The 21116-nt window shown below is 41.3% G+C and carries 18 protein-coding genes; 9 read left to right on the top strand and 9 right to left on the bottom strand.

The genetic code is table 11. The features are described 5' to 3' along the window. Nucleotides 1–74: 74 nt before the first annotated feature. Nucleotides 75–1877 carry an ABC transporter ATP-binding protein gene (locus tag FTV43_RS04000; protein ID WP_179994916.1) on the top strand — a complete coding sequence of 601 codons (1803 nt, stop codon included), beginning with the start codon at nt 75–77 and terminating at the stop codon, nt 1875–1877. A 49-nt stretch (nt 1878–1926) separates the two neighbouring features. Here the strand turns inward: FTV43_RS04000 and pgsA are convergent, their stop codons facing one another. The 3 genes from pgsA to uvrC form a co-directional block, all read right to left on the bottom strand. Further along, on the bottom strand, nt 1927–2514 hold the full coding sequence (pgsA, locus tag FTV43_RS03995) for a CDP-diacylglycerol--glycerol-3-phosphate 3-phosphatidyltransferase (RefSeq protein ID WP_004975835.1): 588 nt from the start codon (nt 2512–2514) through the stop codon (nt 1927–1929). Nucleotides 2515–2619: 105 nt separating this feature from the next. Further along, nucleotides 2620–3414 (bottom strand): thioesterase family protein, encoded by a 795-nt coding sequence (locus FTV43_RS03990; RefSeq protein WP_178318336.1) that lies wholly within the window; start codon nt 3412–3414, stop codon nt 2620–2622. Nucleotides 3415–3638: 224 nt separating this feature from the next. Beyond that, on the bottom strand, nt 3639–5438 hold the full coding sequence (gene uvrC / locus FTV43_RS03985) for an excinuclease ABC subunit UvrC (RefSeq protein WP_004975832.1): 1800 nt from the start codon (nt 5436–5438) through the stop codon (nt 3639–3641). A gap of 185 nt (nt 5439–5623) precedes the next feature. On the opposite strand from uvrC, the gene FTV43_RS03980 reads away from it, so the two are divergent. Next, nucleotides 5624–6688 (top strand): AAA family ATPase, encoded by a 1065-nt coding sequence (locus FTV43_RS03980; RefSeq protein ID WP_179988504.1) that lies wholly within the window; start codon nt 5624–5626, stop codon nt 6686–6688. A 402-nt stretch (nt 6689–7090) separates the two neighbouring features. On the opposite strand, the gene FTV43_RS03975 is transcribed toward FTV43_RS03980, so the two are convergent. Then, nucleotides 7091–7507 carry a PH domain-containing protein gene (locus FTV43_RS03975; protein WP_131260939.1) on the bottom strand — a complete coding sequence of 139 codons (417 nt, stop codon included), beginning with the start codon at nt 7505–7507 and terminating at the stop codon, nt 7091–7093. Nucleotides 7508–7828: 321 nt separating this feature from the next. Next, complete coding sequence (locus FTV43_RS03970) at nt 7829–8656, bottom strand: hypothetical protein (RefSeq protein ID WP_228262063.1); 828 nt, start codon at nt 8654–8656, stop codon at nt 7829–7831. Nucleotides 8657–9240: 584 nt separating this feature from the next. Between FTV43_RS03970 and fadB the strand changes: the two genes are divergently transcribed. Both fadB and fadA read left to right on the top strand, forming a co-directional pair. Next, nucleotides 9241–11394, top strand: coding sequence for a fatty acid oxidation complex subunit alpha FadB (gene fadB / locus FTV43_RS03965; RefSeq protein WP_179994915.1), 2154 nt, complete (start codon nt 9241–9243; stop codon nt 11392–11394). A gap of 12 nt (nt 11395–11406) precedes the next feature. Continuing rightward, complete coding sequence (fadA, locus tag FTV43_RS03960; protein WP_136144532.1) at nt 11407–12579, top strand: acetyl-CoA C-acyltransferase FadA; 1173 nt, start codon at nt 11407–11409, stop codon at nt 12577–12579. 145 nt (nt 12580–12724) lie between these two features. Here the strand turns inward: fadA and FTV43_RS03955 are convergent, their stop codons facing one another. Together FTV43_RS03955 and FTV43_RS03950 are read right to left on the bottom strand one after the other, a co-directional pair. Beyond that, a complete protein-coding gene (locus tag FTV43_RS03955; protein WP_004975814.1) occupies nt 12725–12997 on the bottom strand; it encodes a hypothetical protein in 273 nt (90 codons plus the stop codon). 108 nt (nt 12998–13105) lie between these two features. Next, nucleotides 13106–13855, bottom strand: coding sequence for a hypothetical protein (locus FTV43_RS03950; protein WP_104852942.1), 750 nt, complete (start codon nt 13853–13855; stop codon nt 13106–13108). Between the two features lie 253 nt (nt 13856–14108). Here FTV43_RS03950 and FTV43_RS03945 point away from each other — a divergent pair, with 253 nt between their 5' ends. After that, nucleotides 14109–14810 (top strand): DsbA family oxidoreductase, encoded by a 702-nt coding sequence (locus FTV43_RS03945; protein WP_179994914.1) that lies wholly within the window; start codon nt 14109–14111, stop codon nt 14808–14810. Between the two features lie 171 nt (nt 14811–14981). Here FTV43_RS03945 and FTV43_RS03940 read toward each other — a convergent pair whose 3' ends face one another. After that, nucleotides 14982–15182, bottom strand: coding sequence for a dodecin family protein (locus tag FTV43_RS03940; RefSeq protein ID WP_004975809.1), 201 nt, complete (start codon nt 15180–15182; stop codon nt 14982–14984). Nucleotides 15183–15556: 374 nt separating this feature from the next. Between FTV43_RS03940 and FTV43_RS03935 the strand changes: the two genes are divergently transcribed. The 4 genes from FTV43_RS03935 to FTV43_RS03920 all read left to right on the top strand — a co-directional run bounded on the left by FTV43_RS03935 (nt 15557) and on the right by FTV43_RS03920 (nt 18999). Next, the gene (locus FTV43_RS03935; RefSeq protein ID WP_019836107.1) at nt 15557–15721 is read left to right on the top strand and encodes a hypothetical protein; all 165 of its coding nucleotides are present in this window, start codon (nt 15557–15559) and stop codon (nt 15719–15721) included. A gap of 327 nt (nt 15722–16048) precedes the next feature. Continuing rightward, a complete protein-coding gene (locus tag FTV43_RS03930; RefSeq protein WP_104852940.1) occupies nt 16049–16228 on the top strand; it encodes a hypothetical protein in 180 nt (59 codons plus the stop codon). A 10-nt stretch (nt 16229–16238) separates the two neighbouring features. After that, a complete protein-coding gene (locus FTV43_RS03925; protein ID WP_179994913.1) occupies nt 16239–17759 on the top strand; it encodes a hypothetical protein in 1521 nt (506 codons plus the stop codon). 94 nt (nt 17760–17853) lie between these two features. Continuing rightward, a complete protein-coding gene (locus tag FTV43_RS03920; RefSeq protein WP_179994912.1) occupies nt 17854–18999 on the top strand; it encodes a hypothetical protein in 1146 nt (381 codons plus the stop codon). A 140-nt stretch (nt 19000–19139) separates the two neighbouring features. Here the strand turns inward: FTV43_RS03920 and htpG are convergent, their stop codons facing one another. After that, nucleotides 19140–21056 (bottom strand): molecular chaperone HtpG, encoded by a 1917-nt coding sequence (gene htpG, locus FTV43_RS03915; RefSeq protein WP_004975801.1) that lies wholly within the window; start codon nt 21054–21056, stop codon nt 19140–19142. Nucleotides 21057–21116: the final 60 nt, after the last annotated feature.

The following is a 21116-nucleotide window of genomic DNA, read 5'->3' as shown; positions in this document are numbered from 1 at the left end:
ACAGCTTTTTGGCTTGTGAGTCGTGAAGTTCATCCTTAGACTTAAAATCATCGTTCTTATAACAATAATAGCTTATGAATTTATGGCATTTATTTCAAAAATTGCGTCCCTTCGTTCGACCTTATCAGCTCTTGGTGATTGCTACCTTAGTTTTAACGCTCATCGGCTCATTAACAGCTCAAGTCAATGCACTAACTTTACAATACGCTGTTGACCGTATTAACGCCTTAATTGAGGCAGGACAAGGTCTGTCTGCAGGCTGGCACATTTTAATCACCATTTCAGCCATTTTGCTGGGTAAAGAAATCATCAATGCCTTTGTGCAGTTTGGACAGAAGTTTTATGGTGAAAAACTACGCATTTTTGTGTCACAAGATTTGGCACAGGGCATTATTGAGAAATTTTTGCGTTATCGACTGGCCTTTTTTAATCAGGACAACAACCAAGCAGGTAAATTACAAACACGTATAGATCGTGGCATTGGTTCGCTCACCCGCTTAGTGCAAATTTTCTTTATTGATATTTTGCCACTCTTTACCAGTGCAATTGTGGCTTTGGGCTTAATGTATTATGCCAATTTTTATGTGGGCTTGGTCGCGACACTCATTGTGCCTATTTATTTTTGGCTGACCTATCAGCAGGCACAAAAACTAGGAAGCTGGCGACGTAATTTACGTGATGGACGTGAGAAAAAAAGCCAAGGGATTCTCAGCATCATCAACTCAATTACCGTGATTAAATCATTTAACAGAGAAAGCATCGAAGCAGAAAAACAACTCACCCTGCAGAAAAAACTGACCCACAATCAAATGCAGACCCGCCAAACCAGTTTTTTATTTGATGGTTTAAAAAGCTTTATTGAACAAATTGGCGTGGTGCTGATTATTATTTTAACTGCTTATTTTGTGTTAGATAGACAAATGAGCATCGGCATGATCATGTATCACGTGTTGCTGTTTGGCAATGTTTCTGCCCCAATTCGCTCATTGCATCGTATTTATGATGAAGTCAATGATGCAATGATCTATTCAGAAAGCTTCTTTCAAATTTTGGAAGCCGAGCATGAAATTGAGCCAAGTGGTACGCTTAAACCAGTTATTCGAGGGCAGTTTGATCTGCAACAGGTAAACTTTTTTTATCCGAATGGACATCATGCACTCAAAGACATTCAAATGCAGATTCAGCCCAATAAAATTACCGCATTGGTGGGATTGTCGGGAGCAGGAAAATCTACCCTGATCAGTTTATTAGATAAATTCTATGAACCACAACAGGGAACAATTCAGCTCGATGGGATTGATATTAACCACATCGACACTCAATATTTGCGTGACCATATCGGCTTGGTTTTGCAAAAAAATCATATTTTCCAAGGCTCTATTTTTGAAAATATTCGTTATGGCAAAACTGATGCAAGCTTAGAAGATGTGATTCTGGCCGCAAAAAAAGCCTCCATTCATGAACAAATTTTGCATTTGCCTGAGGCTTATGACGCAGATGCTCTCATGCTTTCAGGCGGCCAACAACAACGCATTGCCCTTGCACGTATGTTCCTGAAAAATCCACCTATTATTTTTTTAGATGAACCTACCGCTAGTCTAGACGCTATTGCAACCGAACAAATTAAGCAAAGTCTGGATGAAATTAAACAAGGCCGTACCGTGATCATCATTTCACATAGCTTATCGCAAATTATTGATGCCGATTACACCTATGTCATGAAAGATGGCAGGATTGCGGAACACGGTGAACATGATGCGCTTTATCATCAAAATGGGGTTTATAAAGAAATTTTTGATGCGATGGCAAAAAGTTTAAATATTGAAAAAATTGCCAAAACTTATGAGGATGATGCCGAGGAAGAAACCCATAGTTAATCAAAAAGTGCTTCAATCAGAAGCACTTTTTAATGAAGAATCACGATATTTAAGGTTGTTTCAAATATGGCCATGCCGCTTTTAAATAAATAAACATCGACCAAAGCGTTAGAATTACAGCAGTATAGAGCAACAAATAAGCCACCATTTCCAATGGTTGCCAGTTCAATAAGAACACTGAAATCGCAATCATTTGGAATGCTGTTTTATATTTCCCCACTGTAGACACCGCCACACTGGTACGTGCGCCGAGTTCAGCCATCCACTCTCGTAAGGCAGATACGGTAATTTCACGGGAAATAATTACAATCGCGGCAAAAGCCATAGAAATAGTCGGTTGCCATTGCACTAAAACAATCAATGCCGCAGCGACCATAAGTTTATCGGCCACAGGGTCTAAAAAGCGCCCAAATGCAGAGGTCTGATTCAAAGTACGTGCCAAATAGCCATCAAACCAGTCGGTCACAGCAGCAATCACAAAAATAGACGTCAAAATAATATGACGCGTCATGCCACCATCATAACCATTTACGCCCATTGCAGGCGGCCAATACGCCACCAACAAAAAAACAGGAATCAAGGCGATTCGAGCCAAAGTTAATATATTTGGAATGTTCAGGATACGACCTGTTGTCATAGACACCGCCAATGTTTCCCCTCTTTACGCTGCATATTCACAAGTTTTTTGAGGATTTGTCATCGTGAATAGGCTTCACTTTATACGAAATGCTAGTAGGTGTCACTAGGCAAACACGGTGATGGTCTGTCGGGCAATCGCTATTAGCCGATCCTGATCATCCCATAAGTGCGCATATTCTGTGGCATAACCACCGCTAGCATGATCGGTAAAAACTTTATATTTCATCCAATCTTGCAGCTGATTTTGCAAAGGATTGACATAGGTCACATGCCAAGTCAGTGAACTGGCAGGAGCGAGCTGCTCAAACATCGGCAGTACTCCAGGCGGCCACATATCAAAAGCCACCATCAAATCGGCAATGGTCATGGCACGATTCGTATGCTGTTTTGGGTTAAAACGCATCCAGCCTGCAAAATCAGGTTTATGACTAGCAGTAAACGGATATTGTCCTTCAGACCAAACCAAATCCATCTGCTGAAAACATTCAGGTGCTAAAGGATGATGCTGTGTAACAGGCAATTCCGTTGCAGGTGGAAAATTGGGCGCAGTACGTTCTTGTTGCACCACAATGCTGGATTCACGTGCCGCACCAAAACTGGCAATTAAAATGCTTTGTACTGCATCATCCTGCCACAAACGCACCTCAATGCTAGTGACTGACTTACCCTGCCGCAGAATTTCAGCTGTAAGACGTGCCCGACCTTGTTGTACAGGTCCAACAAAAGTCACGCTGCTACTGAGTAAGCGCTTTTCAGGATCAGCAATACAATACTGAGCTTTTTGCATCATCAAGCCTGCCACCAACCCACCATAAATGGTGCGTCCTTGTAACCAACCCTGCGGAATATCGATCCATTCTTGTTCGGCAATGGCTTGATAGGTCTGTAGCAACGACATAGCTTTTCCTTAAACAATGTTGTGGTTGATATTACAGGGTTTCGATCTGATGTGAATGTTCAATGACGACAGAGTCAATGCACTTTTTTGCTATTTACCTTTGTAGAAAATACTGCTTTTTATGCAGTAAATAGGGTCTGTTGACAATTCGTCTATGTTTGCGACGTGAGAGATATATCTCGCAAGATTTTTAGCTAATATAAGGCATGAGGCAGGAAATTTAGTCATTCATGCAGCACTTTATAAATCGTACGCGCCATTACTTCACCCAGTCCGGGTACTAAAGTCAACTCTTTTTCTGAAGCTTTGAGTACGCCTTGTATACCACCAAAATGGGTGAGTAAATCACGACGACGTTTTGGCCCTAAGCCCGGAATCACTTCAAGTATTGATGAGCCACGTTTTTTATCGCGCTTGGCACGGTGCTTGGTAATTGCAAATCGGTGTGCTTCATCACGTACCTGCTGAATCAAATGCAGCGCCTTATGATCTTCAGGCAGCTGAATTTTGCTGCCATCGGTAAAATGTAGCGTTTCTAGACCAGGTTTGCGTCCTTCGCCTTTGGACACCCCAATCATAAAGGCATCCAATCCTAACTCCTGCATGACCTCCATCGCCATATTCAACTGCCCTTTACCGCCATCAATCAGCAATAAATCGGGCAGCATGGCTTTTTTATAACGGCGCGTTAAAGCTTGGCGCATGGCAGCATAGTCATCTCCAGCCTGAATATCCTGAATTGAAAATTGTCGATAATCACGTTTGCGAATACCACCACTGTCAAATACCACGCAAGATGCCACAGTGTCTTCGCCCATAGTGTGCGAAATATCAAAACATTCAATCCGATCAATCGGGCGTCCAACCACTTGCTCTAACTGATGAAAACGCTCATTTAATTCAAAGTGATTGGCGAGTTTACCTTTAATGGCATGCTGCACATTCATTTGTGCCAATTCTTGCCACTCGGCACGGGTTTCACGCACTTTATGTTTAATTTGAATTTTTTTATCGAAGTGTTGCTGTAAGGCTTGTTCCAACTCTTTGCAATCTGCCACTTCCACATTAACAATCAATTCCGCTGGAATTTCATCGGCCACCTGAAAGTAAAAGTTGGCAATAAAATCGGCCAACATTTGCCCCAAATCATCGCCCAACATATCAGGAAAATAGCTTTTACCGCCCAGCATTTTGCCATTGCGCACATGCATAATTTGCACACAGGTCACACCTGCCTGATAAGCAATTGCGATAATATCGGCTTCGCCTTTGAGTTTATAAATGGCTTGCTGTGCCTGCACATCACGCAACAAAGCCATACGGTCACGGTAAAAGACTGCTTTTTCAAATTCCAACGCTTCGGCTGCAGCTTCCATTTTAGCAATCAATTGCTGATTCAGTTCTTTACTATCGCCCTGTAAAAATCGAATCGAATTATTAACATCTTCTTTATATTCTTCGGGCGAAATCAATCCTACACACGGTGCCGAACAGCGTTTGATCTGATATTGCAAACACGGACGCTGCCGTTGAGCAAAATAACTGTTTTCACACTGCCGCACATTAAACAGTTTTTGTAACACCACCAAAGTATCGCGGGCATTGTACGCACTCGGATAAGGCCCAAAAAACTTGCCTATCTGATGCTTGCCTTTGCCGCGTCCACTGGCAATACGCGGATAAGGCTGATCTGCCGACACAAAAATATAAACATAGGACTTATCATCGCGCAGCATAATATTGTACGGTGGACGATGCAGCTTAATCAGATTTTGTTCAAGCAATAACGCTTCAGTTTCGGAACGCACCACCAAAGTTTCAATATCATAAATACGCGCCACTAAAGCCTGCGTTTTAGGATGCTCGATGGTTTTGACAAAATAACTCGACACTCGGTTTTTTAAATTTTTGGCTTTGCCGACATATAACAACTCCCCGTCTTTACCCAACATACGGTAAACCCCTGGCAATTGGGTCATATTTGCCAAAATTTTCTCGATATGCTCACCTGCGTTTGGGTTCACGAGTCATCCTATTCTTGCTACATTCTTTACATGATGTGCTGCTTTATCTGATTTTTTCAAGCTTTATCCTGTGGCATAGCGCATGATCTATCCACTAAAACGATCAGCTCAGTGCTAAAAACGATCAGTCGGCAACACAAGATTTGCTATGCTCAGGCATCTTGTCAGCAGAAGGAAAGTGCAGGATGACGACCGCACCACACGGCATACCGACCATTCAATCCGCAACGTCCCAGCCGATCAGTACACATCAGTATGTATCCGCCAAAGACCGTTTGATTGGCAAGCCGCGCTTTCATTTTGAACCTACACAAGTCATGCAATTGTTACGTCAACGGATTATTGGACAAGATGCAGCGCTGAATGAAATCGAAAAAATGCTGTATGTGGTCAAGGCCGATTTCTCCAGCACAGAGCGACCACTTTCAGTGACTTTAATGCTTGGCCCGACAGGTGTTGGCAAGACCGAAACGGTGCGCCTGATTGCCGAAGCCATTTATGGTCGCCCCGATGCCTTCTGCCGCATTGATATGAATACCTTGGCGCAGGAACACTATGCGGCTGCACTCACAGGCGCGCCTCCTGGCTATGTCGGCTCTAAAGAAGGCCATAGTTTATTTGATGAAACTGCGATTGCAGGTTCGCACACCCGCCCAGGCATTATGCTGTTTGATGAACTGGAAAAAGCCTCAAGCGAAGTGATACGTGGCTTAATGAATGTGCTAGATACAGGCAAACTGACCCTGACTGCAGGCACCAAAACCATCGACTTTCGCAATTGCATGATTTTTATGACCAGCAATGTGGGTGCTCAAGCCGCACAACAATACTTAGATAAATTGAATCTGTTGCCGCAAAAAGTACAACAACTGTGCTTAAAACGCATGCCCACACAACGGATCATTGAAAAAGTCATGCAGCGTAAATTTGACCCTGAATTTTTAAATCGGATTGACCGTAGTTTGCATTATCAAGCGGTATCTGCTGATGCCCTGCCGCAATTGGTTGAAATTGAATTGGAAAAGTTAAACCATCGCCTGCAGCATCAACAGCGCCAAGTCGAACTCACTGCAGCAGCTAAAGCCTATTTTTATCAGGGGCATGATATTCGTTACGGCGCGCGGCATTTGGGGCGTAAAATTCGTACTGAACTTGAACCCATTTTAGCTTTATATTTTTTAAAGTATCCTGAAAAATCGGAAATATGTGTAGATTGCAGTGCAAATCAATTGCACCTCAAAATAGAATAAGCCCGCGACTTATGCTGCGTGAATCTTGAGAATGCCGCTCTGCTCATCCTCAAAGTTTTGATGCTTATTTTTGCTTAAAAAGCCTAGGGTCTGTTGACAATTCGTCTATGTTTGCAACGTGAGAGTATATCTCGCAAGGTTTTTTAGCTGATATAAAGCATGAGGCAGGAAATTTAGTCATTCTAAATGACTGACTCATAACGCAATAGCAGCAAAAAATATGCTCGTCCCCTTGCGCAGCAAACAAAGCAGTGCTTTGTTCTTGCTCATGTGGCTAAAACTTTCTCAGATTGCGTTATGAAACTTGGCAATAGTCTCGCTATTCCCTGCGTTTCATGCCTGATCTGCTCAGTTTTAGCCTACAGCGCAAGCCATTTATGAAATGTCAACAGACCCTAGGGATTAGTCGGTAATTTCCATTCCCAAGGCTTGACTAAATTTGGTCTGATCTTTAGGTGAAACCAATACAAATTTTGGCTGCCCCGCTAGAAGATAATCAATTTTTAAACGCTTCAGCGACAAAGCAGGTGACGCTACCGAATTATTGGTTTTAGATATTTTTTGAATACTGTCGCGTGGAATGTCCCATTTTAAAAACATGCAACGGATCTGCAAGCGTTCTGCATCGACCTGATAGCGCGTATTGAACACAGGCCACCACAACACAAAAATGGTAATGAAATACACCCCTGTGTGCACAGGAAATGCTGGCATCGTGCCTTTGGCGTACATGGTCAGCAATAACTGAATCAATAGACCAGACATACAAATCACAAAAGCCAAAACCCACCAATCTTTTTTAGAACGAAACGTTTGCATAAAAATTCCCCTATTTGCTTCATTCTATACATAAAAGTAGGCGGGAATTAAAGCACGTTGCTGAAATTTCTCAAAAATGTCATAAAAAACGCCCCGAAAGGCGTTGTGATGCTTTTAAACGCACTCAGTAGCCACAGATACAGGTAAGTCATACTTAATACGACTATCTTTTGAATTAATAAAAGCGGTATAAATATTAGGGGCTATATGTTCACATGCTGAAATCTTTACTACCCCTGTACTTGTCGCAAGGCTTCGATAACTCGCTAAATTAGAGCCTATTGTAGATGCACAAGTTGCAGCAGCCGCAGCCATAGAGACTTATTGCGCGGCACTACTGGGAGTATCAGATCCCTCAATTAAACGAGTTTCAGTAGAAGTTATCTCCGAAAAATTTAATAATTTTATTATCCGATTTCCTGTTTTAGTATTAGCACCTTTATCTACTTCGGCTAACTTAATCTTAAGGTTATTCCTTCCCTTGATATAAGGATATATATCAAGCATTGGAAATTTCTTACCTACGTTATGCTCAGCAATAGTAAATAGTTGAGGTTGAGCCAAGAATTTAGATGGAAAAGTAATCGTACTTTTACTATTCAGATTAATCGACTGATTAAACTTTGGATCAATTAGATAATATTTTAGTTCAGGGTTAAAAGGTAACGCAGTACTGGCTACTGGAAAGTAGCGCAATACACCATTTCCTTTACTGGTTTTATCTAAAACAATATATAAGTTCTGTCCTTGATATTCAGGATCAATTTTTACAGTTTCTTTAAACTTTAAATTCCCTTCAATTGATTGTTTACCTGTAGTCGGTTCAAAGAAAACTTCTCTAATTTGTTCATTATTTGGAATTAATACGTCTGCGACTAGTTGCCCTCTCGTGGTACTACTATTTACAACAGGTACATACTTATTAACATCGGCTTTCCAACAAGCAGTTGCTGAACACAAAGTGAAATTAGAAATATTAATCTCCCCAGCATCATTATTACTAGAAACTGTTAGATTAACCCTCAAGCGAGACATACTATCTCTTTGAATGCCCTTGTATCCTTCTAGATTTTGGGATGTAAACGGAGGCAAAGCTGCTAAGACGGATGTCGATGATACTAGTAAACTCAATGCGAATAGTTTTTTCATTTTTTATCACTTATTTAATTTTGCTCATTAAATATTAAAGTTTTTATTTAACATTTCCTTTAATAAATGAAATTTGATTGTTACCTACCAAATCTCATTCCATAATTCTTTTTAGGCTCGTTTATTTCTTTAACTTGCTGACTTACATTTCCAATGCCTGTAGAGCTAAGCAAAAAATAAAAGACCACATTGCAAGTCACTGCCTAAACTACCCATATCTACCGACTTCATGCTTTAAAACTTATAATCAAAACAAGGGATTGACTTTTCTGCCCACAACAACCCACTGATAACATCTATTTATCAAGCTTTTCTAAATCAAAAACACAATACAACCTGATTAAAAATAAAAGAGAAAACAATCACTTTCATCTTGCTTTAAACATAGGATTTTAAGATCGGGTCAAAAAGCAATTCCGCGTTGTGAGAAAAATCATGACCATTGCGTCACGGCTTGATACAACTTGCTATATTTTTTTTCGATATAGTTATCGTAAGATTAGCGAGGCATATATATGTGCAGAAGTATCGCACACGCTTCATAACATCAACTTAAAAGTCCTCCAAAATAAAGGAGATCAGGCATGATCCACGCTGGCAATGCCATTACCGTCCAAATGATTTCGGACGGAATTGCAGAATTCCGCTTTGACTTACAAGGTGAGTCGGTCAACAAATTTAACCGTGCAACGATTGAAGACTTTAAAGCTGCGATTGAGGCTGTTAAAGCAAACAATGAAGTGAAAGGTTTAATCGTCACTTCTGCGAAATCAACCTTTATCGTGGGTGCAGACATCACCGAATTTGGCGCAAACTTCGCTCAAGGTGAACAAGCCATTGTGGATTGGGCATTGCCTGTTCACGACATCTTCAATGCTTTTGAAGATTTAGACATTCCTAAAGTTGCTGCAATCAATGGTATGGCATTGGGCGGTGGCTTTGAAATGTGTTTGGTATGTGACTACCGTGTGATGTCAGATCAGGCACAGGTGGGCTTACCAGAAATCAAACTGGGTATTTTCCCAGGCTTTGGTGGTACGGTTCGTTTAAGCCGCGTTATTGGTATCGACAATGCGGTTGAATGGATGGCAATGGCCAACCCTAAACGTCCTGATGCTGCACTCAAAGATGGCGCTGTAGATGCCGTAGTTGCTGCAGACAAATTGCAAGATGCTGCGCTGGACTTGGTTAAACAAGCCATTGCAGGCCGTTTGGACTGGAAAGCAAAACGTCAGGAAAAGTTAGACCCTGTTAAATTGAACCCACTTGAACAAATGATGGCGTTCAACACAGCAAAAGGTGCGGTACTAGCAAAAGCAAACCCTGCACAATACCCTGCGCCAAAACTCATGCTTGATTCTTTACAAGCAGGTGCAAGCTTGTCACGTAATGAAGCACTTCAAGCTGAAGCGGCTGGTTTTGCAAAAGCTGCAGTAACGCCACAAGCAGGTGCGTTGATTGGTTTATTCATCAACGACCAAGTGGTGAAGAAAACTTCTAAGAAATATGAAAAAGGTGCACACCCTGTCAACCAAGCGGCTGTTCTAGGCGCAGGTATCATGGGTGGTGGTATTGCTTACCAAGCGGCAAGCAAAGGCACACCAATCATCATGAAAGACATTGGTAATCCGCAACTTGCTTTGGGTATGAAAGAAGCCAATGGCTTATTGACCAAACAAGTTGAACGCAAAAAGTTAACCCCTGCGAAAATGGGTGAAACTTTGGCACGCATCCGCCCAACTTTAAGCTACGACGAGTTTAAAGAAGTGGATATCGTGATTGAAGCCGTGACGGAAAATCCAAAAATCAAAGGTATCGTACTGAAAGAAACTGAATCTAAAGTACGTGAAAACACGATTATTGCATCGAATACATCGACCATTTCAATCACGCGTTTGGCAGAAAACCTACAACGTCCAGAAAACTTTGTCGGCATGCACTTCTTTAACCCAGTGCACATGATGCCATTGGTGGAAGTGATTCGTGGTGAAAAAACTTCACCTGAAGCAATTGCGACCACTGTGGTGCTTGCTCAGAAAATGGGTAAAACACCAATCGTAGTGAACGACTGCCCAGGCTTCTTGGTGAACCGCGTATTGTTCCCTTACTTTGGTGCATTTGACCTTCTATTGAAAGACGGTGCTGACTTCCAACAAGTCGACAAAGTCATGGAAAAATTCGGCTGGCCTATGGGTCCTGCTTACCTAATCGACGTTGTTGGTATCGACACGGGCGTTCACGGTGCAGAAGTCATGGCAGAAGGTTTCCCAGACCGCATGAAGCCAGACTATAAAGGCTCAATCCAAGTCATGTACGAAAACAAACGTCTTGGTCAAAAGAATGACGTCGGTTTCTACAAATATGAATTGGATCGTAAAGGCAAAAAAGCCAAAGTGGTTGATCCAACTGCATACGAGCTTGTGGCATCTGTTGCAACTGCTGAAAAACGCGAGTTTGATGCGCAAGAAATCATTGACCGTATGATGCTTGCTTTCTGTAACGAAACTGTTCGTTGCTTAGAAGACAACATTGTGGCAACACCATCTGAAGCAGATATGGCGATGATTATGGGTGTAGGCTTCCCTCCATTCCGTGGTGGTCCATGCCGTTACATCGACCAAACAGGTGTTGCTGAATACGTTGCGCTTTGCGACAAATATGCACATTTAGGAAAAGCTTATGAAGCGCCACAAATGTTGCGTGACATGGCTGCTAACAACAAAAAATTCTACGGTTAAGGAGCAACGTGAATGGCTACTTTAAATCCACGTGACGTTGTCATCGTTGATGGCGTACGTTCTGCAATGGGTAAAACCAAAAACGGTATGTTCCGCAATGTACGTGCTGACAGTCTATCGGCTGAATTGGTTCGTGCTTTAGTTGCTCGTAACCAGTTCGATGTCAACGAAGTTGAAGATGTGATCTGGGGCTGTGTGAATCAAACCCTAGAACAAGGCATGAACATTGGTCGTAATATTGCATTATTGGCTGATCTTCCAAAAACAGTTGCAGGTCAAACTGTAAACCGTCTGTGTGGTTCTTCAATGCAAGCTATCCACACGGCTGCGGCACAAATTGCAACCAATCAGGGTGATATTTTCATCATTGGTGGTGTAGAGCACATGGGCCATGTGGGCATGATGCACGGCATCGACATCAACCCTGCTGCATCTAAGCACTATGCCAAAGCATCAAACATGATGGGCTTAACTGCTGAAATGTTGGGTCGCATGAACGGTATTTCTCGTGAAGAGCAAGATGCTTTTGGTGTGGAATCACACCGTCGTGCATGGGCTGCAACGCAAGAAGGTCGTTTTAAGAACGAAATCATTGGCATTGAAGGTCATGATGCAAATGGCTTTAAACAGCTGTGCGACATCGACGAAGTGATTCGTCCAGATGCTAATCTTGAATCGTTCCAAGCTTTACGTCCTGTATTTGACCCGAAAGGCGGTACAGTCACTGCGGCAACATCTTCAGCATTGTCTGATGGTGCTTCTGCGATGTTGCTCATGTCTGCTGAACGTGCACAAGCATTGGGTTTGAAACCACGTGCGGTGATTCGCTCTATGGCAGTTGCAGGCTGTGATGCAGCAATCATGGGTTATGGTCCAGTACCTGCAACACAAAAAGCGCTTAAACGCGCTGGCTTGTCAATTGCAGACATTCAAACTTTTGAATTAAACGAAGCATTTGCTGCACAAGGTTTGTCTGTACTGAAAGGCTTAGGCATTTATGATCAGCAAGATCGTGTGAACTTGAACGGTGGTGCAATTGCACTCGGTCACCCATTGGGTTGTTCAGGTGCGCGTATCACCACCACGTTATTGAACGTGATGGAACAACAAGACACGCAAATTGGTCTTGCGACCATGTGTATCGGTCTTGGTCAAGGTATCGCGACAATTATTGAGCGTGTGTAAAAAGTCTTCGTAATAAAAAAATCCTCGCATCATGCGGGGATTTTTTATTTTGTTGTTTTGAGCTGTTCTAATTTTTAAATTTTATTCTTTTGCATTGTTATCTTGAAGACTAGATGGCTGATCAGTTGTGATTTACCTGCACGGCTTAAACCAACAACTCCCCCATCAACCATGTCATATAGCGTTCTTTATCCATAAAGTCTGGGGCGCTGCCTGTATCCAAGCAATAATATTGTTGATTAAATTCAATCACAATTTGTTCAGTCTGATGCCAATCTTCAACCAAACGAAAGTGCTGATTAAAGAAGTAACGGTTCTTGCCCCAATTATTTAAATTTTCGAGTTTCGGGTAGTTTTTATTTTCTAAGAATTGCAAATACAGTTGTTGAATATCATCAAAGACTTGAATGCTGTTCATATTGGACCTGCCTAGCTGAGCAATTAAATCAACAGGCACAGTTTAGGCAAGAGATTTGAACGGCAGATGACATTCTTTTGACAATTTGATGTAAGGATTTGCCAGACCTTACAACTTGCTTTCCAGTGCCCGCTGATGCTGCTGAGTGATCTCTTGCATTTGCGTATTGAGCTGCACCATCTCTTGATATACCGCATTAAATTCTTTCAAGGCTGCATCTTCATAGAACATGAAGGTATTGTTTTTGAGCTCCCATTTATTGTTTTTTAAAATTGCAAACAACACATACGCCTTACCCAAATTTTTCTTTTCCAATTCAAATAATGCGTGTCCTTGGTCATTATGGCGGCTTTCTAGCAAAGATTCTGCTAAATGACGGCGCAAATTATGATTGATTTCAAGATTCTCAATCTGCTCCAAAGCCATCGCTTCATGCTGTTCTAAATGTTCCTGATACAGCTCTACCATGGCACGTACTTGCACCAACATGGCTTCGGTATCGGCATAGTCTTGTTTTTTATCTGCAGCAAGTCGTTGAGGATCTAAAAACTGATCCCAATTCAAGGCTTTTAATTCACGTAAATAGCTATTGCGCGCTTCGGCACTTTGCACCATGTGACTCAAGACAAAACTCGCCATAATTTGATAGTCGCCATCTAAACGATTATCTTTTAAGTCAATTTGAATCGGCTTAGACCAATCCTGTGCCTGTACAAAAATTTGTTCGGCTTTTTCATAAATCACATTTTGATAAGCATGCAATTGAGTGACTTGTTTTTGCTGCTGTTGATATTGATAAAACATCCCGCCAAAAATCAGCAGCGTTGCACATCCTATAATTAGCACTATACGTCGCATGCGTGCCCTCTTATTTTTTAGTATTTGCAATATCTTAGCGTGAAGCCTGTCACATTTGTATAGCATTTTATGCTTATTTTCTAATGCAGCCATTAGAATATAGTGAAATAAATCAATTCATTTATGCCTTTATATGATTCTGTATCCATGACGCTATTTGATCAGATGCTCAAAAATAAGTTTAGCATCGCTTTATGCTTTAAATTTTATGTAACATCCCCATCTTAGTAAAAAACAGAATTTGAGATTGTTCATGCGCGTTGATATTTGGTCAGATATTGTTTGCCCGTTTTGCTATATCGGCAAAAAACGTTTAGAGGCTGCTGCTGAAGAAGCAGGTGTAGAATTAGAAGTGCATTGGCACAGCTTTGAACTTGATCCAGATGCGCCACCGCGTCAGGAAGTGTCCAATTCAGAGCGTTTGGCACAAAAATATGGGCGCAGCGTTGCCGAAGTAGAAGACATGCAGCGTAATATTGCCGAAATGGCAAAAGCTGAAGGCATTGACTTTCAATGGGAAAATGCCAACTCTGGCAATACCTTTAATGCCCATCGCTTGGTGCATTTAGCGCAAAGCAAAGGCTTGGGCAGCGAAGCCAAAGAGGCTTTTTTCTATAGCTATATGACTCAAGGTTTGGCAATTGGCGAGCGTGAAACACTGGAAGATGTTGCATCACGTATTGGGCTGAATCCTGTAGAAGTGGATGATGTTCTAGATTCTGACGAATATGCCGACTTTGTAAAATTTGACCAAGAAGTTGCACGTGAACAATTAAACGTCACTGGCGTACCGTTCTTCGTATTTGATCAGCGTATTGCTTTAGCAGGTGCGCAGCCACGTGAAGTCTTTGTGCAAGTTCTGCAAAAAGCCTTTGAAACAGCAAGCGAGCTAGAGCTTGAAGATGCAGCAAGCTGCGATGCAGAACAATGCGATGTGTCTGAACCCAAAGCTTAAGATTGAAATACAGACAAGGCTGAATAGTGTTCTTCCGGCTGATTAGACGCACAAAAAAATCCCATTACGGGATTTTTTGTGCTTTTAAAATGGGTCAAAGTTCCAGCTTTGGCCCGCAACCATGCTTCGGTTAGTTGTCATCTTACTATGCTTCGTTAACGAAGCGAGGTGTTATTCAACCAAGAAACTGATTTTTAAATTGACCCGATACTCCGTGATTTGATTGTCTTTAACCACCACTTTTTGTTCGTTAATCCACGCCCCTTGGACATTTTTAATTGTTTCTGTCACTTTAGCGATTCCAGTCTGAATCGCGTCTTCAAAACTTTTTGTACTGCTTGAATTAACTTCAACTACTTTTGCAATTGCCATGATTTTCTCACTGTCCTTTATCGTTATTGGAATTCCATCATAGATTAAAAAAACCGCATTTTTAGACTGTTTAACCAATCACAGCCAAAACATTACATGATTTCACACTGTCAAAAACTGTCACCATTCACCCGCATTTCAGACTTATCTAAATACAAATTTTGCAGACATCTCAACCATTTAAGCCTACAAAAAAAACTAGAGCTAAAACTCTAATATATTGTTTTATATTGCTATTTTTAAAATAATTGCCGAAATGATCATTTTGTAAATTTTAAACTTTGTTATGATTCATGTGAATTTTTTATTTCGTTTGATCTCCCTACGATGTCTATTCTTCTGCCTAGACATTAACACTTTGGATGGATATTCCCATGAATATGTTTAAATCTGTTTTGATGGTTTCACTTTTAGCAATTGCTGCAAATGTATCTGCTCAAATTGTGCATGTACCTGATTTTCCAACTCAAAAAGTGAATACAGAATCGGCTGCATCTGAAGCTGTTGTAAATGAACCAACTTCGCAAAAGGCAGCTTAAGTTACGCGTTTTATCCACTAATTTTAGCTGTATTAATCTCTCCCATTTCTCTCCCCAAACAGCAGTCTAAAGCAGGCTGCTGTTTGTTTTTCTAATGCTAAATTTGCTTTAAATCGTCCATGCAACATCTAAAAACTGTGTTCTACCCAATTGCTAATACTTTTTTGGCACTGCGATTTAAATTTTTTTGATTATTTTTCATATAAAAAGCGCATTTTTTGTCAATAATGTCTAAAAAAGCACAAAAGCTGACAATTTTTAGCATGTATTTTTTAATTAAATCCATATAATTAAAGTGATTTTTTTTCATTGCTATAGCAGATGCCTATGCAACAACTTCAAGCACTTATACAAAGAAAAATTCCACCTCAAGCGATTGAGGTCAACCATTTAATAGAATTAGCCAAACACTATCCTCAACCACAATCGGCAGAATATAAATTGATTGAATTGGCTCTGAATATTGTCTTGGCAGATTATTTGGAAAAAGCACAACAACATATTTAAGTATGCATCAATGAATACACTAGAAAAATCACTGTTGATTAAAGAATTACACGACTTGATTGATGCTTTAACGCATAAAAGACTCAGTCTGTATGAAACAGCCAAAGCCAAAGCACGCATTAAAGAAATTTTTATGCTGTGCGATAAACCGATTTTTCAAAAACAGTTGCTCACATTTAAAGCCTCACAAAATCCAATTCAAACTGCGGTAACTTTTGCAGAACAAAGTTTATATGCACAATCTTTTCGTGGCGTATTTACACAACTTGAAGCACTTGAAACAGTACTTTATCAACAGCCTGAAGCAGGTTGGGCGATTTTGTATCAACCGAGAGCAGGTTGGCAAATTTGGTTAATTCCTGCCGCTGACCGCACTGCTTTACTAAGTGAGTTTCAAGATTTAGAGCAGGTCTATCGCTGGATGTTGGAACAGCAGCAACAATATCACTGCCTTCAAACCGATGCAGAACTCAAGCAAGCTGCTGTGCTAGAAGCTGCTCAAACTGTAACGATAGAAGCAGCACAAACTCAACCAATTTTTGCCACTGTAGACCCAGAAGAAAATAAAGCTGCAGATCCGCCAATTCAATTTGAATTCATTACAGACCACATCGCTACAGAAGAAGTTGCCTCGTCTGATACTCAAGTTGTGGACGTGGCTAAAGATGAACTTACAATTGAACCGACAGCAGACCAAACGATCATTTCCAATGCAACATTGGATATAACTCAGCCTGATGCAACGACAATAGATACTGCCCAGATGACGGCTGGCACGCAAAAACCAAGCGTCAACCCAGCTTATAATCTATTGTTAAGCCAATATAGTTGCCCCATGTCTGCGCTCAATCTTAGCCAAAATGAGTCAGCACAGTTGTATCGGGTCTTTTTGCCTGAAGCGCCAGAAGTCACGCAATATGCCGATGTATTGGTGCATTTGTCTGATCCCGAAGAAGATCAGCAACAGGTGTTGGCGCGTGCGGTATATTTGGCAGAACAAACCAATACGCAAGGACGCTTTATTAAATATGTGGTACTGCTTGGCGCATTAGATCAAATGCAAGCGATTCGTTTGACTCAAAACTTTTGCCAACAGTTTGAACATGAAATTGCAGCAATACGTGAAATTTCTTGGGAAAAATTACAAGAACATTTATTTGATTTCGATCAGCTTTTTCAATGCTATAGTCATGATGCTCAAATCGTGTGGCAGCAAGAGCATTATTTTCCTTTCATTCCAATACAGCACATTCAAACTACTAAGTTTATTCAGTTTGAAGAAAGTGAAGCACAGAGTCATACCCCTTTGATTTTACTGAAAGAACGACAAAAAATTCGTGTGATTCATGGTCAAAAGCGCTTACAACTGTCCCGTACTGAACAAGCTATACCGCACATTTTATTAGATCGACAACAAGGTATTAGTTGGCAAATGATTCAAAAAGTCATCTCCCAATTACAGCAACCGATTGATGCTTTGCAGTTATGCCAAGCACTTCAAATGTATCAAGAAAAAGAGGTTTCTGCCTAAAAACTGCCGTTTATATTATGATTTTGTAGCCAAGTCTTGCTTTTATCTCATAGATTTTCAACACTAACAAAAATGGCTTAAAGATCAGTAAATAATGTCAAGAATAAAGCACACATCGCCTTTTATATTAAGCTGTCTCTTAAGTGGGGTCGCAGGCATCACTTTTGCACAAGAATCAACTCAAGCAGTGGATCAAGCCCATACGCCACTGCCACCTTATGAATTGCCTGTCGCTCCGCCAAGTGCAGCAGATAAAAACGGTTTTTATTACACGATTCCACGTTGGATTGATGCCACACCGACGGTGTTACCCGAACAATCCAATGAATCCATTGTACCTGCCACCGCAGAAACGGAACATTTAACTTGGTTCGATCAACGTCAAAAAAATATTCGCAACTGGGCAGATAAAACAGCACATAAACTGGATAACTGGTTTGGTGAACCAAGTCCTGAACAGCCTGCCTCAGCCACTTTGCGGGTTTTGGTCGATAGCAGTTGGGATAAGCATAATGAATATGAAGTCAAACCTCGTATTCGCGGGAAAATCAAACTGCCTACGCTTGAAAATAAACTCAGTGTGGTCTTTGGTGATGACTCGCTCGATAACGAATTGCAAAATAACGTCGCCATTACCAACGAAAACCCAGCGCATGATGCAGACAAAACTGTAGACAGCAAACGTAGCCGTGAAGACAACAGTTCTCTGGCATTACGTTGGTCGAACTTTGCCGAGCGTCTACCTTTTGAAACAGATGTCGATTTAGGGGTACGTTCTGGCGATGATATTTATCTGCGTTTAAAAGCCTCTAAAGACTGGACTTTGGAAAATGATTTCTCTTTTCATGCCGAACAAATTTATCGTTATGGCATCGACAGTGAAAATTATCTCAGAACCAACTTGGAGCTCACGCACGCACGCCCCAATCAGGCTTTCTTGTCCAATCAATTTAGCCTGACCTATGCCGATGAACAAGATGATGATTTGGTTTGGGACAACTACACCTTTAGACAACATCAATTCTTTGCAGGCAACCGCTTTAACTATGGCATTTATACAGGCGGTTATTATCACGATGATGACTTACGTTTAAATCGTTGGGGGCCATTTGTCTCTTGGCGTCAACCATTTTTACGTGAATGGTTCTTTATTCAGGGCGATGTCAATTATTTAAATGATGATCGCGCAGATCGTAATCATTATCTCGGTGCTTTAGTGCGTTTAGAAGCCATTTTCTAAACAGGTAACATCTACAATCAAGCCAAATTAAAAAACCAAGTCTTGCGAACAGGACTTGGTTTTTTTGCAAGATGATCTTGCAAGATGACGATGCATTATTTGTACAACGCATCATCGATCATGTTCATGCGAAAGCAGACTTACTTTAACAGTAAGCTATTAATACGTTTCACATATTCCGCTGGGTCTTCAGGCAAGCCACCTTCAGCAATCACAGCTTGATCAAAAATCACATGCGCCAAATCATCAAATTGATTGGAGTCCTGTAATTTTTTCACCAAAGGATGCTCTGGGTTGATTTCCAAAATTGGCTTCATATCAGGTACAGCTTGCCCTGCATCCTTCAACATACGAATCAATTGTGGTGACAGTTCACCTTCACCTGTTACCAAACAAGCAGGGGAATCAACCAAACGTGTAGTCACACGCACTTCTTTGGTTTTACCGCTTAAAGATGCAGACAATTGCTCAACCACAGGTTTAAATTGTTCTGCAGCCGCGTCTAAAGCTTTCTTCTCTTCGGCATCTTGTAGGTCGCCTAAATCAACTGCACCTTTAGACACGTTTTGCATTGGCGTGCCATCAAACTCCTGCACAAAGTTCATCGCCCACTCGTCTACGCGTTCTGCCATCAACAACACTTCAATGCCTTTTTTCTTAAACAACTCCAACTGTGGAGAATGCTTTGCTGCGTTCAAGTTGTCTGCAGTAACGTAGTAAATGGCTTTCTGACCTTCTTTCATTCGCGCTTTATAGTCCGCCAATGAGGTACTGATGTCATCATTGCTTGAAGTGGCATAGCGTAATAATTTCAGGATACGCTCACGGTTACCAAAGTCTTCGCCTAAGCCTTCTTTTAAGACTGAACCAAATTCTTGATAGAATTGCTTAAATTTTTCTTGGTCTTTTTCATCTTCAGACTTGGCCAGATTATCCAACATGGTCAACACACGACGGGTATTGCCTTCGCGGATGGTTTTCACATCACGGCTTTCTTGCAATAACTCACGGCTCACGTTCAACGGCAAATCGGCGCTATCCACCACACCTTGCACAAAGCGCAGATAATTAGGAATCAGGTTGTCTGCCTCATCCATAATAAAAACGCGTTTCACATACAATTTAATTCCCGCTTTGGCTTCACGAGTAAAAATGTTGTGCGGTGCTTTACTTGGCACATACAACAACTGGGTGTATTCAGTACTGCCTTCAACGCGGTTATGCGCCCATGCCAATGGTGCGTCAAAATCGTGGCTAAGGTTTTTATAAAACTCAATGTACTGTTCTGCACTAATTTCGTTTTTATTGCGCGTCCACAACGCACTGGCCGAGTTAATTGCTTCCCACTCATCAGTTTTCACATACTGACCTGCTTTCGGTGTTTCACCTTCAGCTGCTTCTTCTTGCTGCCATACTTCTTTCTGCATTTGAATTGGCAAACTGATGTGATCAGAGTATTTATTGATGATCTGCTTAACTTTGTAGCTTTCTAAATAATCCAGCGCATCTTCACGCAAGTGCAGAATAATATCGGTACCCCGTTCTGCTTTGTGAATTTGCTCGACATCAAACTCGCCAGTACCCGCACTGCTCCAACGCACGGCTTCATCTGCAGCCAATCCTGCACGGCGTGATTCCACAGTAATTTTATCTGCCACGATAAAACCTGAATAGAAACCCACACCAAATTGACCAATCAATTGCGCATCGGCTTTTTGATCGCCCGTCAATTTTGACATAAAGTCTTTGGTGCCCGATTTGGCAATGGTACCCAAATGCTCAATCGCATCCTGCTGACTTAAACCAATGCCATTGTCTGAAATGGTCAGGGTTTTCTTGTCTTGATCTAAGCGGATACGCACACGTAAATCTGGATCATTTTCATAATATTCAGGATGGTTGATGCCTTCAAAACGTAATTTGTCGCAGGCATCCGATGCGTTAGAAATCAGTTCACGCAAGAAAATTTCAGGGTTGGAATAAAGAGAATGGGTCACCAAATGTAATAACTGCGCCACTTCGGCTTGGAAACTGTGTTTTTGGCTGTGCTCGCTCATTCATCACTCCTTAAATTCATAAACATGGTTATTGTTGGATGTGTTTATGAATTGGAGTGA

The organism is Acinetobacter sp. YH16053, from assembly GCF_013417035.1.
GTDB lineage: Bacteria > Pseudomonadota > Gammaproteobacteria > Pseudomonadales > Moraxellaceae > Acinetobacter > Acinetobacter towneri.
This window is presented reverse-complemented; position numbering and strand designations above follow the sequence as displayed.

Bases quoted from the DNA above. Each gene is read 5' to 3' on its own strand.
- FTV43_RS04000 (WP_179994916.1), top strand. From the start codon at position 75: ATGAATTTATGGCATTTATTTCAAAAATTGCGTCCCTTCGTTCGACCT.
- pgsA (WP_004975835.1), bottom strand. From the start codon at position 2,514: ATGACAACAGGTCGTATCCTGAACATTCCAAATATATTAACTTTGGCT.
- FTV43_RS03990 (WP_178318336.1), bottom strand. From the start codon at position 3,414: ATGTCGTTGCTACAGACCTATCAAGCCATTGCCGAACAAGAATGGATC.
- FTV43_RS03980 (WP_179988504.1), top strand. From the start codon at position 5,624: ATGACGACCGCACCACACGGCATACCGACCATTCAATCCGCAACGTCC.
- FTV43_RS03975 (WP_131260939.1), bottom strand. From the start codon at position 7,507: ATGCAAACGTTTCGTTCTAAAAAAGATTGGTGGGTTTTGGCTTTTGTG.
- FTV43_RS03970 (WP_228262063.1), bottom strand. From the start codon at position 8,656: ATGAAAAAACTATTCGCATTGAGTTTACTAGTATCATCGACATCCGTC.
- fadB (WP_179994915.1), top strand. From the start codon at position 9,241: ATGATCCACGCTGGCAATGCCATTACCGTCCAAATGATTTCGGACGGA.
- fadA (WP_136144532.1), top strand. From the start codon at position 11,407: ATGGCTACTTTAAATCCACGTGACGTTGTCATCGTTGATGGCGTACGT.
- FTV43_RS03955 (WP_004975814.1), bottom strand. From the start codon at position 12,997: ATGAACAGCATTCAAGTCTTTGATGATATTCAACAACTGTATTTGCAA.
- FTV43_RS03950 (WP_104852942.1), bottom strand. From the start codon at position 13,855: ATGCGACGTATAGTGCTAATTATAGGATGTGCAACGCTGCTGATTTTT.
- FTV43_RS03945 (WP_179994914.1), top strand. From the start codon at position 14,109: ATGCGCGTTGATATTTGGTCAGATATTGTTTGCCCGTTTTGCTATATC.
- FTV43_RS03940 (WP_004975809.1), bottom strand. From the start codon at position 15,182: ATGGCAATTGCAAAAGTAGTTGAAGTTAATTCAAGCAGTACAAAAAGT.
- FTV43_RS03935 (WP_019836107.1), top strand. From the start codon at position 15,557: ATGAATATGTTTAAATCTGTTTTGATGGTTTCACTTTTAGCAATTGCT.
- FTV43_RS03930 (WP_104852940.1), top strand. From the start codon at position 16,049: ATGCAACAACTTCAAGCACTTATACAAAGAAAAATTCCACCTCAAGCG.
- FTV43_RS03925 (WP_179994913.1), top strand. From the start codon at position 16,239: ATGAATACACTAGAAAAATCACTGTTGATTAAAGAATTACACGACTTG.
- FTV43_RS03920 (WP_179994912.1), top strand. From the start codon at position 17,854: ATGTCAAGAATAAAGCACACATCGCCTTTTATATTAAGCTGTCTCTTA.
- htpG (WP_004975801.1), bottom strand. From the start codon at position 21,056: ATGAGCGAGCACAGCCAAAAACACAGTTTCCAAGCCGAAGTGGCGCAG.